The following is a 13,375-nucleotide window of genomic DNA, read 5'->3' as shown; positions in this document are numbered from 1 at the left end:
TTCGGTCCTCGAGCCTGCGCACACAGCGGCCCGTGGTCACAGAGGGTGAGAGCGACGCACCGTCAGAGGCCGGAACCGCCACTGGCGTCGAGGCACTGACCGGTGATCCAGCGGGATGCGTCCGAGGCCAGGAATCCGACGATCTCGGCGATGTCGGAGGGCTGGCCCAGCCGGTTGAAGACGGACCAGCCGGCGAGTCGCGCCGCGGCTTCCTCGGTCGCGCGCCTGTCGGCGTTCATGTCGGTCGCGACGAACCCGGGGCCGACCGCGTTCACCGTGATGCCCCGAGGGCCGAGTTCCTTGGCCAGGGCGAGGGTGAAGGTGTTCAGGGCCCCTTTGGTCATCGAATACACGACGGACTCGGGGTACGCGATCCGGGTGGCCGCCGACGAGACGTTGATGATGCGGCCGCCGTCGCGCAGGTTCTTGAGGCCCCGCTGCACGAGGAACAGCAGGGACCTGGTGTTCACGGCGAAGAGGCGGTCGAACAGCTCGGGCGTGACTTCGTGGATCCGAGCGGACCCGCTGACGGCCGCGTTGTTGACGAGAATGTCGAGCTCGGGCCCCTGTCCCTGCTCCGCCAGGCCGGTCTCCACCTGGGAGTACAGCGTCTCGACATCGTCGGGTGCGCCCAGTTCGGCCCGGACGGCAAAGGCCCGCCCGCCGTCCCGGTCGATCAACTCGACGGTCTCACGCGCCGCTTGTTCGTTCGCACCGTAGTGAACCGCGACCAGCGCGCCCTGGCGCGCGAGTTCGCGCGCGATCCCTCTGCCGATCCCCCGGCTGGCCCCCGTGACGAGCGCCGTCTTTCCGACGAGCGACCCCATGCCCCCAACCCCCCTGCAGCAGACGGTGGATGTACCGGCCGTACATGCTTATCGGCGTGCGCTGAGGGGTGTGGGGAAACCCCTACTACCGGTACCGAGCGTCCGAACTGCCGAACGTCTCGGAACCGGATGTGACCCTCAAGCCCAATTTACACGCGGAGCGGGGGTAACAGGGGCCGGCTCAGGGCTCTGTCCTGCTGCTCAGTCGATCGACACCGGCGTCCTGTGCTCCTCCATCAGATCCTGCACCTCTTCGAACACCTCGGCGCCCCGGGACGCGGACAGCCGCAGGGAGGCGATGACCGAGGGCTGTGCCAGAGCGGGCAGCAGATGACGCATCAACTCGCTGACCCTGCCGGTCAGGTCCTGGTATCCGCTCAGAACCTGGGACATGGACTGGATTCCGGCGAAGGACCCCACGAACACGTCCGAGGAATTGTCCGGTACGACCTGCGGCAACAGCTCGCCCTGGGCCTGCGCCTGAGCCAGCAGTTCACGTGTGATCCCGCTCCAGCGCAGGAACGGACCCGTACGGTCCAGGCCGGTCGCCGTCTGGTCCATGGCCAGGCGCACACTCGCGCGCACCATGGGATCGGTCTGCAACCGGTAGGCGTGCAGCATCGCGGCGTCCACCAGCTCCTGCAGCTTGCAGGGCCTGCTGGGGATGGCGAACTGGATGTGCTGCGCGTCGAGCACGCCGAACGCCAGCTCCTCCTTGGAGTTGAAGTGGAAGTACAACGCTCCCTTGGTGACGCCCGCCGTGGAGAGGATCTCCGAGATCGTGGCGGCCTGGTAGCCGTGTTCCTCGAAGACCTTGGCCGCTGCCGTGAGGATCGCTCCACGCGTGCGGATCGCCCTGTCCTGTTTCGCCACTATCGGCGCCTCCTCTGATCCATCAGTCCGAGCCCACTAAAAAAACCGCCCAGTTTGTATCTTACAGGCAACGCGAGATCGCGCACCCTTCTGTTTGTACGGCATTCAATGAGTTGCGAAAAACCGTCGGGTCGGGCGGGGGAGGGGCGGCGGTTCGATCTCGGTGCGCGCGGGCGCCGCCCGCGAACGGGCCGGGGCAGTCGCCGGTGATCCCGGTGTCGGCGCGTGGTAGGAGCGGCGGGCGGAGATTTGGTTGGGCGGCTTCCGGCCGAACTGTGCGTTCGCGCGATGGCCAGGTGTTTCGCGCAGTCCGTGAAGGGCGCCCGCGGTGACGGGCGGCGCTACGGGCGCCTCGGGGATGTGGGCGCGCCGAGCGGGGCGGGCGGCCGGTGAGCCTCGTCGCCGTACGCGGCGGCGGTGGCCGGCGGCCTGGCTCCCGTGTCGCGGAAATGGCCGGAGTGTGACGGGTGGCAAGGCGTCCTGGCGGGTGCTGCCGCGGTGCTCCGCCAGTGGGGACGGAGCCTTCCGCGGCCGGTGCCCGCCGTGCACCGCCGGGTTCGGCGGCCCGCGTCCGTCCGGCGGGGGCGTAGTCGTGCGGCGGGTCCGTGTCGTGCCGTGGTAGGTGGTGAGGCTTCAGAACAGGCGTGGACCGCGCCGAAGGGGCATCCGCGTCCTCCGTGTGAGGGCAGGACACTCCGGCGCGGTCCACGAGACCGTCGTCCGGCGCAGCGGGCCCCGCTGCGCCGGACAAGGGCCGTTACGCGGAGAACGGCGCCATGGTCACGGTGGACCGGAACACGGGCGTCTCGTCCTGGTAGCCGGTCACGAGGACCCGCTCGCCCCGGTCCGTGCCCGAGTCTGGCAGGTGCTGTGCCTCGATCACACAAGGAGCGTCCAGTTCCACGTACTTCATGAACTCACTGCTGAAGTCCACGGGCAGGCAAGGGCAGCCCAGGAGCGCGGTCGAAGCCTGCCGGGCCGCTTCCAGCAGCACCATGCCGGGCACGTGGTCGACCGGGTGGTCGAAGAGGATGGGGTGGCGGGTGTCGACCCTCAGCAGCCAGCGGTTCGGGTCCCCTATGGGGGACAGCACGACGTCCATCGGAGAGATCCGGCCGACGTTCTGCGGCGCGACCGGGGCGGTGAGCGGCAGCTGCCGCTCGGCGAAGTCGCTGCGGTCGCCGCGCAGTCGCTCGTAGACCTTGCCGGAGGTGCAGGTGAAGTTGGCGCTTCCGGTCGCGGCGACCTGGCCGTCGCGGCGGATCACCGCGTTGTAGCGGCAGCCCGCCAGCCTGTTGCCGCGAAGCTTGACGTCCTCGCAGGTCATCTCGACGTCGACCGACGCCGGCGCGGTGCCGACCCGGAGGATCTCCGGCTGTACGGAGACGGACAGGTCCCACATCAGGAAGTGGTAGCCGAGCGGGACGCCGAACTCCGCGTGCGTCAGGAGTGTCCCGGCCTGCCGGATCGTTTCGGCTGCGATGAGCGGGTCGTGGCGACCGTCGACGTTGGCGAAGAAGCTGTGGCCACGGGGCCACTGGGCGGCGACGGTGAAGTGGTCCTTGCTCACCCGCTCCCAGTCGGTCAGCATGACTTCGGCAACGCTTGCGCGGTGGACGAGCTCCTTGGGAACAGTCGTGGTCAGAGACTGGTAGAACAGGGCACGGGCTTCGGTGGAGGCCGTCGAGCCACTGCCCCTGAAGGCCGCGCTGGGTATCGCACGATTCACGTGGAACGTACTCGTAGACACAGTTCCCCCTGAGCCGCCTCGGCTTGAATGTTGGTGGTGGATCCCTCAGGACAGCGAAGATACATACCATCCGGTTTAATTTCCAGAAGGAATCGCACAGTCAGCCGTACGATAAATGGAGCCATGCGTTCCTGAATGTGGAGACGATCACCGGACGTCTCCCCGGGGCGCGGGATCCCCCGCACGTGACCCGTTCCTGCGCCTGTCCCCATGGCCCTCCGTCTGCCGCGGTGCGGAAGTGTGGCCCGCTCCTCCTTCTCGAGCGATCTGAAAGCCGCCCTTGAGTGGCGTCCCCGACCGTGTCTGCAGGCCCGACATGAAGGGGGATCGGTCGCGTGGAGACGGGAGACGCCGTGATCAGGGTGGAGCGAGGGCGGCCTGACGAGGCAGAACTGGCCGCCGTGGTCGCGGTGCTGCTCAGCGTGCGTGCGGGCGCGGGTGAGGACGAGACGCCCGGGGAGCCGTCGGCGGCCGAAATCCGATGGTGGGCGGAGTCGGATCGCTACGCGGCGCCCGAGAGCTGGCGTTGATGGCGAGAGGCATCTCCCGATTTCCTTCACTCTTTAACCAGAAACCGCATGAGCGGTTTGTTATGATGGCTTCACGGACCCGGGGCGGGACCTCCTCGGCCTTGTCCCAGGAAGGCACCTGACATGGCTCTGAAGACTGGCCCGGTACCCAACGAACCGGGACCCGCGGACATACGCGGACGCGTGGCGGAGCTCCACAGCATCCGCGAGCAGGCTCTGGCAGGCCCCAGCCCGGAGGCGACCAAGGCGCAGCACGCCAGAGGGAAGCTGACCCCCCGGGAGCGCATCGAACTGCTGCTGGACCCGGACTCCTTCCACGAGGTCGAACCGCTGCGCCGGCACCGGGCCACCGGTTTCGGCATGGAGATGAAGAAGCCGTACACCGACGGCGTCATCACCGGCTGGGGCACGGTCGAGGGCCGTACGGTCTTCGTCTACGCACACGACTTCCGGATCTTCGGCGGCGCCCTGGGCGAGGCCCACGCCACCAAGATCCACAAGATCATGGACATGGCCCTCAGCGCCGGGGCCCCGCTGGTCTCGCTCAACGACGGCGCGGGCGCCCGTATCCAGGAGGGCGTCTCCGCGCTCGCCGGCTACGGCGGCATCTTCCAGCGCAACACCAAGGCGAGCGGGGTCATCCCGCAGATCAGCGTCATGCTCGGCCCCTGCGCCGGCGGCGCCGCCTACAGCCCGGCGCTGACCGACTTCGTGTTCATGGTCCGCGACACCTCGCAGATGTTCATCACCGGCCCGGACGTCGTCAAGGCCGTCACCGGCGAGGAGATCACGCAGAACGGCCTGGGCGGCGCCGACGTGCACGCCGAGACCTCCGGCGTCGCGCACTTCGCCTACGACGACGAGGAGACCTGCCTCGCCGAAGTGCGCTTCCTGCTCACGCTGCTGCCGCAGAACAACCGGGAGGCGGCACCGAGGGCCCGCTCCGGGGACCCCGTCGAACGGCGCTCGGAGACGCTCCTTGACCTGGTGCCGGCCGACGGCAACCGGCCGTACGACATGGTCAAGGTCATCGAGGAGATCGTCGACGACGGCGAGTACATGGAGGTCCACGAGCGCTGGGCGCGCAACATCATCTGCGCGCTGGGCCGGCTCGACGGCCAGGTCGTCGGCATCGTCGCCAACCAGCCGCAGTCCCTCGCGGGCGTCCTGGACATCGAGGCCAGTGAAAAGGCCGCGCGGTTCGTCCAGTGGTGCGACTCCTTCAACATCCCGATCGTCACGCTGCTGGACGTGCCCGGCTTCCTGCCCGGCGTCGACCAGGAGCACGGCGGCATCATCCGGCACGGCGCGAAGCTGCTGTACGCCTACTGCAACGCGACCGTCCCGCGGGTCTCGCTGATCCTGCGCAAGGCCTACGGCGGTGCCTACATCGTCATGGACTCCCAGTCCATCGGCGCCGACCTCACCTACGCGTGGCCGACGAACGAGATCGCCGTGATGGGCGCCGAGGGCGCCGCCAACGTCATCTTCCGCCGGCAGATCGCCGAGGCCGAGGACCCCGAGACCGTGCGGCAGAAGCTGGTCAAGGAGTACAAGGCCGAGCTCATGCACCCCTACTACGCCGCCGAGCGCGGTCTGGTCGACGACGTGATCGACCCGACCCGGACCCGGGAGGTTCTCATCCGCTCCCTGGCCATGCTCCGCAGCAAGCACGCAGACCTGCCGTCCCGCAAGCACGGCAATCCCCCGCAGTAGCACCACGTTCGACGGGACCGGGGATGTCGGTACGGCACCGGCTTTCGACGTCCCTGTTCTCAGGAGAGCGCAGATGGTCAAACAGGAGCGAGCCGCTCGCACCCGGCAGGCACTGATCCAGGCCGCGGCCGCGGTGTTCGCCGAGGAAGGCTTCGTCACGGCATCGCTCAGCACCATCAGTGGGCGGGCCGGCGTCAGCAACGGGGCGCTGCACTTCCACTTCGCCAACAAGAGCATGCTCGCCGACGCGGTCGAGGCGGGCGCCGCCGAGGCCGTCCGCCGGATCACCGAGGCGGCGCAGGCCAGGCAGGGCACGCCCCTGCAGGCGGTCGTGGACGCCACGCACGGGCTGATGAACGGCCTCGCCACCGACATCGTGCTGCGCGGCGGGTTCGAACTCGCCGGCGACAGCACGCGGCGCGGGGAGTCGAGCCTGCGCGCGCACTGGCAGCGCTGGGTCGAGGACACTCTCCGCCGGGCCCAGGACGAAGGGGCTCTGGCGGAAGGGGTGTCCTGGGCCGACGCCGCCCAGATCATCGTCGCCGTGACCGCGGGCTTCGAGGTCCTCGGCGGCGACGACCCCACCTGGCTGTCCCCGCAGAACGTCACCCGCTTCTGGGAGGTGATCCTGCCGTGTCTCGCCGGTCCGCAGAGTGTGGACCAGCTGACGAGCGCAGGCTCGCGGAGCCTTCAACAGTAGAAGACCATATGGTCTGTTTCCTGTTCGTTCACTTACATGCACTGCCCCCTTCCGCCCGGAGGCGCCCTGGAGTTCCGCTCCAGGGCGCCTTGCTCTTTGCTAGAGGAACAGAAGAGATGCAGGTCAGAGGGCCATCCTTGCCAGGCTTCGGCTTGGAAAATACAGGACATGCGGTTTGGTATTGACAGACCGCGCGTGCTGTTTTTAGTGTTGCCCTGGCGCCGGACTGGCATCTGTTGACGGTCGCGCACTGACCGGAGCATTCGGCACGAGACAGGGGAGATCGCGTGAACATCGAGGTACTCGGCGCATTGGCCGTGCAGGAGAACGGAGTCTCCATCACGCCCACGGCCCCCAAGCCACGTCAGGTGCTGGCGCTGCTGGCGCTGCACGCAGACCGGGTGGTGCCCGTCTCCGCCCTCATCGAGGAACTGTGGGGCGCGACCCCGCCGCGCAGCGCCCGCACCACCCTCCAGACCTACATCCTCCAGCTGCGCGAACTCATCGCCACGGCCCTGGAGAAGGACGAGTACGACGACCAGGGCGAGCAGGACGGCTCCGGTCAGACCAAGCGGCGCACCGCCAAGGACGTGCTCGTGACCATGCCCAGCGGCTATCTGCTGGCCAGCGGCGACGGCGAGAGCGACGTCCGGGCCTTCGAGCGCCTCGCAGGCGTGGGCTACCGCGCCATGGACGCGGGCGACTTCCCCGGCGCCGCACGGCAGTTGCGGGAGGCGCTGGCCCTGTGGTCCGGCACCGCCTTCGCCGACGTCCAGGCCGGGGCGCAGCTGGAGATGGAGATCCGGCGCCTGGAGGAGAGCCGGCTGTGCGCGCTGGACCAGCGCATCGAGGCCGACCTGCGGCTGGGCCGGCACCGTGAACTGCTCGCCGAGCTCACCGTTCTGGTGAATCGTTACCGCACCCACGAGAGCCTGCACGGGCAGTTCATGCTCGCCCTGTACCGCTCGGGACGGCGGGGCGAGGCCCTGGAGGTCTACCAGCGGCTGCGCGCCACCCTCGTCAGGGACCTCGGCCTGGAGCCGTCGGCGGGCCTGCGGCGCCTGCAGCGCTCCATCCTCGCCGCCAACCCCGACACCGTGGTTCCGGCCCCCACCAACGGCAAGCAGCGGCTCGTCCACACGAGCTGAGCGCGCCCCGCTCCGCGTTCGGCCACCGCACCACCCATCCCCCCACCCCGCCCTATTCCGTTCCGTGCCGTACAGCCAAGGAATTCGAGCGGAAAAGCAACCGGAAAAGAGCAATCGTGAAGTTCATTCAACGGGCGTGATTTGTTCCGGATGCCGTCCGTTTGTTCTCGAGCCGATCAATTCACCGGCCAGGGCAGTCAGTTGAAACACTCTCAAGCCCTGGTCGAGGAAAGGCGGGCGCGGCGCGGATCCCGCTAGTGTGCTGACGGTGACGGAATTCAGCCACGAGAGGAACGCGACGAAGTACGGAGGGGAAGCAGTGAAGATACAGGTACTGGGTCCGTTGAGCGCTGAGGTCAACGGGGGATCGATAGTCCCGACGGCCGGCAAGCCGCGGCAGATTCTTTCCCTGCTCGCCCTCTACCCAGGGCGGGTCATGCCCGTTCCGATGCTCATGGAGGAGATCTGGGGAACCGAGCCGCCCCAGAGCGCGCTCACCACCCTGCAGACCTACATCCTCCAGCTGCGCCGGCGCCTCGGGACCGCGATGGGACCGGACGCGCCCGGCGGAGCCAAGGAGGTGCTCGCCACCCGGCACGGCGGCTATCTGCTCCAGATCCCGCCGGAGAGCGTCGACGTGCACGAGTACGAGCGCATGGTCACGGAAGGGCGGTCCGCCTTCGAAGCCGGCGACGACGAGACCTCCGCCGACCGGTTCCGCAAGGCACTGGAGCTGTGGCGCGGCCCCGCACTGGTCGACGTACGCGTCGGACCGATCCTCGCCATAGAGGTCATGCGACTGGAGGAGAGCAGGCTCGGTACCGTCGAGCGGCGCATCGACGCCGACCTGCGGCTCGGCCGGCACTCCGAGCTGATCGCCGAGCTCACCGAACTGACGGCACGCTACCCGCAGCACGAAGGGCTGCACTCGCAGGCCATGGTGGCGCTGTACCGGTCGGGGCGGCAGGCATCGGCCCTCGCGGTCTACCGCAAGCTGCGCATCCGCCTCATCGAGGAACTGGGCGTCGAGCCCTCTCCGCAGGTGCAGCGGCTGCACGAGGCCATGCTGTCGGTCGACCCGCAACTGGACGTCGTCGCCGGGGCGCGGCGGACCTCGACCTTCGATCTCTACGCCGCCTGAGGCCGGGAGGAGCGGGGGCTGACTCGTACTCAGAACATCACGCGTGTGCCTGGAAGCGGTGGACCGCCGAGGCCGGGCACACGTCTGTGAACGCCCCGCGAGAGCGGGGGATTCCAGGGGATTGCACACCATGCGCGCTGCCCGAGCCGCAATACGCGGCCAAGGGGCAGCGCGCTTTGCCGCATCCGGATTCCGTACTGTTTCGGTAGATCCTCCCTTGAGCAATCTCGGCGATGACATGGCCTGATTGCGTCCTGCACGCTGGTGCGAGTGAACGCGCTCGACGGGGGCGGAAAGAGCGGAAGAATTCCTCACGCGACTCGCGAGTGCCAGCCGATTCAGGATTTGGGAAGGGCTCGCATGTCGTCCACTCTCTATGGGCTGTCCAACGATTACGACGTCATCATCATCGGCGGTGGTCCTGCCGGCGCCACCAGCGCGGGGCTCATCGCCAAGCAGGGACACCGTGTTCTCGTACTCGACCGTGAGCGATTCCCGCGGTATCACGTCGGGGAATCCCTCATCCCCGGCTTCATGATTCCGATGGCGGAACTCGGCCTCACCGAGCGCATGGAGGCCAAGGGCTTCGAGCGCAAGTACGGCGGCACCCTCGTCTGGGGCAACAACGAGGTCCCGTGGAACTTCTCCTTCACCACCGGCGGGAAGCTCCCCTACTCCTTCCACACCCGTCGTGCCGACCTCGACGCGCTGATCCTGGACCGGGCGCGCGAGCTCGGTGCCACCGTCGTGGAAGAGGCGACGGTCAAGGCCCCCATCGAGGAGAACGGCCGTGTCGTCGGCGTCAAGTACGCCCTGCGCGGCCGCGACGGCATCCAGGAGGCCCGGGCGTCCCTCGTCATCGACGCCTCCGGCCAGGCCCGGGTCCTCGGCCGCAAGTACTCCGAGGTCAACTGGAACGAGCGGCTGCGCAACGTCGCCGTCTGGACCTACTTCGACGGCTGCCACCGGCTGCCCGGCGACGAGTGGAGCAACATCCTCATCGAGGGCACCGCGGACGGCTGGTTCTGGGGCATCCCGATCGACAAGGGCGTCTTCAGCGTCGGCTACGTGACGCAGTCGGAGAAGGCCACCGCCAACGGCCAGCCGCTCGAGGACCTCTTCGAGGCCCAGATACAGACCACCACCAAGCTCAAGGAGCTGCTGCGCGACGCCCGCCAGGCCGCCGGCTACCGCTCCGCGCGCGACTGGTCCTACACCAACGAGCGCTTCTACGGCGACGGCTGGGTGCTGGTCGGCGACGCCGCCGCCTTCGTCGACCCGCTGTTCTCCACCGGTGTCGCGCTGGCCACGATGACCGCCATGGCCCTGTCGCGCGTCGTCGACAAGATCATCCAGCACCCGGAGATCGAGGAGAAGGCCCTCGACCGGTACGCCACCGCGTACCAGGACTTCTTCGGTGAGATCCGCACGTTCGTGGAAGGCTTCTACGACCGGTCGAAGGACAAGGGTTTCTACTTCGACCTGGCCCAGCAGATCACGGACCCGGAGAAGAAGGCCGACGCCGAGGTGGACTTCGTCAAGCTGGTCTCCGGACTCAGCGGCCGGCACGCGCTGTTCAACCTCGACCTCAGCGACCTCATCGCCGCGGACGACACCGCGGCCGTCGACGAGGGCTGACGAGGACCGACGAGGACCGACGTACAACAGGACGAAGGCCGGCCGCCCTCCAGGCCGGCCTTCATCCGTGAGGGGGGTCATGAGCGAGCTGGTGGAGCGGGTCGACGAGCGCGACGAAGTGCTGGGCGTCGTGGACCGGGACGAGGCGGTACGGCACGGCTGGGTGCACCGGGTGGTGACCATCGTCTGCCGCGACACGACGGGACGCATCCTCGTGCACCGCCGCCCCGACGACGTCTCCCGGTTCCCGGGGATGTACAACTGGCTGCTCGGCGGGGCCGTCAAGGTCGGCGAACCCTACCCGGACGCCGCCGCACGGGAGTTCAAAGAAGAGGTCGGCCTCCCCGGACAGCCGCGGTTCGTCCTCAAGTTCCTGTGCCCCGGTGTCGTCTGCCCCTACTGGAACGCCGTCCACGAGATCGTGGTCGACCAGCCGGTACGCCCCGATCCCGCCGAGATCGCCTGGTACGCCTGGCTCACCGAGGACGAACTCGCCGACCTGGCACGGCAGGAGACGTTCGTGAGCGACGGCCGCGACGCCCTCACCCGCTACCTCACCCGCAGCATCCCGACCTGACACGCGGCGCGCCGCGCTTCGATGATCCTCCACAGGACGTCGAGTGAAGGCTCGGCCCGGTTTCAAGCGGTATTTGAGGCCCTCCGGTGACTCTTGAACCCCACCCCGTGCACCCCGCGGCGGAGGTAGAGGAGGAGGCATGTCCGACGGACAGTCAGTGCGGCTTCACTGTTTCGCGCACTCCGAAGGGGGCGTCTCGGTCTTCGACCACTGGGCGGCCGACACCGGCCACGGCGTGGACGTGGCCCCGGTCCCCTTCCCCGGTGGCGGACGCCGTGACCCCGAACGCCGGGTGACCACACACGAGGCACTGCTCACCGAGTTGCTGCCCCGCTTCACCGGCCCACGCTCCGGGCCCTACGCCCTCTACGGGCACGGCCTCGGCGCCATGGTCGCCTTCACCGTGACCCGCGCCCTGCACGAGGCCGGCCTGCCCGGCCCCGCGTTCCTCGCCGTCGGCGCCTGCCCGCCCCCGCCCCACGTCCCGGCGGAACTGCCCGACGCCCGCGCGGCGACGGACGCCGAACTGCTGGACATCCTGGGCGGCAAGGGCGCCGTACCGCCCAGCAGCGACGAAGGCATCTGGCTGCGCGCCATGCTGCCGGTGCTCCGCGCCGACCTCGAACTCGCCCAGGCCCTCGACGAGGCGGCCCGCAAGCCCTCCTCGGCAGGGCCGCTGACCACTCCGATCCTCGTGGTCGCCTCGCAGGGCAACCCGCTGGCACCGGCCGGCATAGCCGACGGCTGGCAGCAGTGGACCGCGGGGCCGTCCTGGCTCCGTACCGTCCCCGACCGGCACTTCTTCGTACGCGGCCACGCACTGCCCCGGCTTCTGGGCCGGGCCTGCCGCGTCGCCCACCGCCTGACTCACGACAGCGTCCCCGTCGGCTGAGCCGGCATCCCGGACACCCGGGACACGCGCCGTGCACCGCGTCCCGCGCGGGGTACGGCGCGCGACGGCCGTGGAGCCGCCGCGGATCCACCCGACCCGCGTTCCGCTCGTCCTTGAGCGGTCCTCATCCGGCCGTCTGAATTCTGATCGCGTCCCCGTCGGCGCAAAAAAGTAAAGAGAGGTGTTCAGATGTCTGCTCAGTCTGCGGACGACCGGGCGCACCGGGTGCACGTGTCCGCGCCCGCCGGGGTGGTGTACGCGCTGACCGCCGACGCGGTGAAGTGGCCGCTGTTCTTCACGCCGAGCGTCCATGTGGAACAGCTGGAGTTCGACGGCGAGCGGGAGCGGCTGCGGGTCTGGTGCCTCATCGACGGCGAGCTGAAGTCATGGACGGCATGGCGGCACCTGGACCCGGTGCGGCGCACCGTGGAGTTCCGCCAGGAGCTGCCCTCGTCCCCCTTCCACTCGCTGCACGGCGTGTTCACCGTACGCTCCGAGGGCCCCCACGACAGCGAGCTGGAGCTGCGCTACGACTTCAGCGCCAGCGGCGGCCGGCCCGGCGAAACCGAGCGCCTGGTGGCCATCACCGAGGGCAACGCCCGCTCCGAGCTCGCCAACCTCAAGGCCGTCGCCGAACGGTGGACGCGCCTGGACGAACTCACCCTGACCTTCGAGGACTCGGTCCACATCAAGGGCCCCGCCGAGCTGGTCTACGACTTCCTCTACCGGGCCGCCGACTGGCCCGAGCTGGTGCCGCACGTCACCCGGGTCGACCTCACCGAGGACGTGCCCGGGGTGCAGCACATGACGATGGAGACGCTCACCGAGTACGGCGCCCACAGCACGGACTCGGTGCGGATCTGCTTCCCGCACGCCGAACGCATCGTCTACAAGGACACCGCGACGTCCCCGCTGGTGCAGGCACACACCGGCGAATGGTCCGTCGTCCCGGACGAGCGGGGCGTGACGGTCATCGCCCAGCACACCGTCGTACTCAGCGACAGCGCCGACGTCGTCACCTCCGTGCTCGGCGAACACGCGGACCTGGCCCACGCCCGCCAGTACGTCCGCGAGGCTCTCGGCCGCAACTGTCAGGTCCTGCTCACCCACGCCAAGACACACGCGGAGAGCGCCGTCCGCATGCTGTGACCCCAGTGGCCCCGGGCGTCGTCGCACGCTCGGGGACAGCACCTGACCTGCTTGGGCACCGCTGTACGCCCGCTCGGGAAAACGGACTCGGGGCGCGCACTGCCGTTAGCGTGCTGAGTCCGACCGTAGTGGACACAGCAGGCCGGGAGAGGCCGGGAGGCGTCATGGAAGCGAGGCAGCGCGGCACCGCGGCCACCTGCCCCGTGTCCTGCTGCCCAGGGGGCAGGGACTGTCGCCGCCGCCCGTACCGCGGCGGACGGGCCCGTGGGCCGTCCGCCCAGCCTCGGGCGACTCCCGGCTCCCGCTTCCGGCCGGGCTGCGCACGGCTTGCGGAGCCTGCGTGGGCACCGGGGTTCCCGCGGCCCGGTGAGCGTCATCCCGCAGTCCGTCCAGCGCCAACAGAGGAGAGGAGGGAGGGGGCCGAGCCCGCCACA

12 protein-coding genes are annotated in these 13,375 nt (G+C 69.1%); 9 read left to right on the top strand and 3 right to left on the bottom strand.

The features are described from left to right. Positions 1-62: 62 nt before the first annotated feature. From CRP56_RS43430 to CRP56_RS43420, 3 genes are all read right to left on the bottom strand, one after another. Positions 63-827 (bottom strand): SDR family oxidoreductase, encoded by a 765-nt coding sequence (locus CRP56_RS43430; protein WP_097275255.1) that lies wholly within the window; start codon positions 825-827, stop codon positions 63-65. Between the two features lie 201 nt (positions 828-1,028). Then, entirely contained in the window at positions 1,029-1,700 is a 672-nt protein-coding gene (locus CRP56_RS43425) for a ScbR family autoregulator-binding transcription factor (protein ID WP_097275253.1), read from the bottom strand. Positions 1,701-2,457: 757 nt separating this feature from the next. Then, the gene (locus CRP56_RS43420) at positions 2,458-3,429 is read right to left on the bottom strand and encodes a ScbA/BarX family gamma-butyrolactone biosynthesis protein (protein ID WP_306459474.1); all 972 of its coding nucleotides are present in this window, start codon (positions 3,427-3,429) and stop codon (positions 2,458-2,460) included. 356 nt (positions 3,430-3,785) lie between these two features. Between CRP56_RS43420 and CRP56_RS43415 the strand changes: the two genes are divergently transcribed. The 9 genes from CRP56_RS43415 (at position 3,786) to CRP56_RS43375 (ending at position 12,941) form a co-directional block, all read left to right on the top strand. Beyond that, a complete protein-coding gene (locus tag CRP56_RS43415) occupies positions 3,786-3,980 on the top strand; it encodes an acyl-CoA carboxylase subunit epsilon (protein ID WP_257042187.1) in 195 nt (64 codons plus the stop codon). Positions 3,981-4,103: 123 nt separating this feature from the next. After that, positions 4,104-5,696: an acyl-CoA carboxylase subunit beta gene (locus tag CRP56_RS43410; RefSeq protein ID WP_097275247.1), complete on the top strand. Its 1,593-nt coding sequence runs from the start codon at positions 4,104-4,106 to the stop codon at positions 5,694-5,696. Positions 5,697-5,769: 73 nt separating this feature from the next. Beyond that, the gene (locus CRP56_RS43405; protein WP_097275245.1) at positions 5,770-6,396 is read left to right on the top strand and encodes a ScbR family autoregulator-binding transcription factor; all 627 of its coding nucleotides are present in this window, start codon (positions 5,770-5,772) and stop codon (positions 6,394-6,396) included. A gap of 287 nt (positions 6,397-6,683) precedes the next feature. Beyond that, a complete protein-coding gene (locus CRP56_RS43400) occupies positions 6,684-7,544 on the top strand; it encodes an AfsR/SARP family transcriptional regulator (RefSeq protein WP_097275243.1) in 861 nt (286 codons plus the stop codon). Between the two features lie 319 nt (positions 7,545-7,863). Further along, entirely contained in the window at positions 7,864-8,685 is an 822-nt protein-coding gene (locus tag CRP56_RS43395) for an AfsR/SARP family transcriptional regulator (RefSeq protein WP_097275732.1), read from the top strand. A 360-nt stretch (positions 8,686-9,045) separates the two neighbouring features. Then, the gene (locus tag CRP56_RS43390; RefSeq protein ID WP_097275241.1) at positions 9,046-10,323 is read left to right on the top strand and encodes an NAD(P)/FAD-dependent oxidoreductase; all 1,278 of its coding nucleotides are present in this window, start codon (positions 9,046-9,048) and stop codon (positions 10,321-10,323) included. Between the two features lie 79 nt (positions 10,324-10,402). Next, positions 10,403-10,900: an NUDIX hydrolase gene (locus CRP56_RS43385; RefSeq protein WP_097275239.1), complete on the top strand. Its 498-nt coding sequence runs from the start codon at positions 10,403-10,405 to the stop codon at positions 10,898-10,900. A gap of 139 nt (positions 10,901-11,039) precedes the next feature. Next, positions 11,040-11,792 carry a thioesterase II family protein gene (locus tag CRP56_RS43380; RefSeq protein WP_097275237.1) on the top strand — a complete coding sequence of 251 codons (753 nt, stop codon included), beginning with the start codon at positions 11,040-11,042 and terminating at the stop codon, positions 11,790-11,792. Positions 11,793-11,981: 189 nt separating this feature from the next. Beyond that, entirely contained in the window at positions 11,982-12,941 is a 960-nt protein-coding gene (locus CRP56_RS43375; protein ID WP_097275235.1) for an aromatase/cyclase, read from the top strand. Positions 12,942-13,375: the final 434 nt, after the last annotated feature.

The organism is Streptomyces sp. TLI_55 (genome assembly GCF_900206255.1).
GTDB lineage: Bacteria > Actinomycetota > Actinomycetes > Streptomycetales > Streptomycetaceae > Streptomyces > Streptomyces aquilus.
Note: the sequence above shows the minus strand (reverse complement) of the source record. Positions and strands in the feature narration are given on the sequence as shown.

What these genes read in the sequence shown, in the direction of transcription:
- CRP56_RS43430 (WP_097275255.1), bottom strand. Translation starts at nt 827, where the DNA reads ATGGGGTCGCTCGTCGGAAAGACGGCGCTCGTCACGGGGGCCAGCCGG.
- CRP56_RS43410 (WP_097275247.1), top strand. Translation starts at nt 4,104, where the DNA reads ATGGCTCTGAAGACTGGCCCGGTACCCAACGAACCGGGACCCGCGGAC.
- CRP56_RS43405 (WP_097275245.1), top strand. Translation starts at nt 5,770, where the DNA reads ATGGTCAAACAGGAGCGAGCCGCTCGCACCCGGCAGGCACTGATCCAG.
- CRP56_RS43390 (WP_097275241.1), top strand. Translation starts at nt 9,046, where the DNA reads ATGTCGTCCACTCTCTATGGGCTGTCCAACGATTACGACGTCATCATC.
- CRP56_RS43385 (WP_097275239.1), top strand. Translation starts at nt 10,403, where the DNA reads ATGAGCGAGCTGGTGGAGCGGGTCGACGAGCGCGACGAAGTGCTGGGC.
- CRP56_RS43380 (WP_097275237.1), top strand. Translation starts at nt 11,040, where the DNA reads ATGTCCGACGGACAGTCAGTGCGGCTTCACTGTTTCGCGCACTCCGAA.
- CRP56_RS43375 (WP_097275235.1), top strand. Translation starts at nt 11,982, where the DNA reads ATGTCTGCTCAGTCTGCGGACGACCGGGCGCACCGGGTGCACGTGTCC.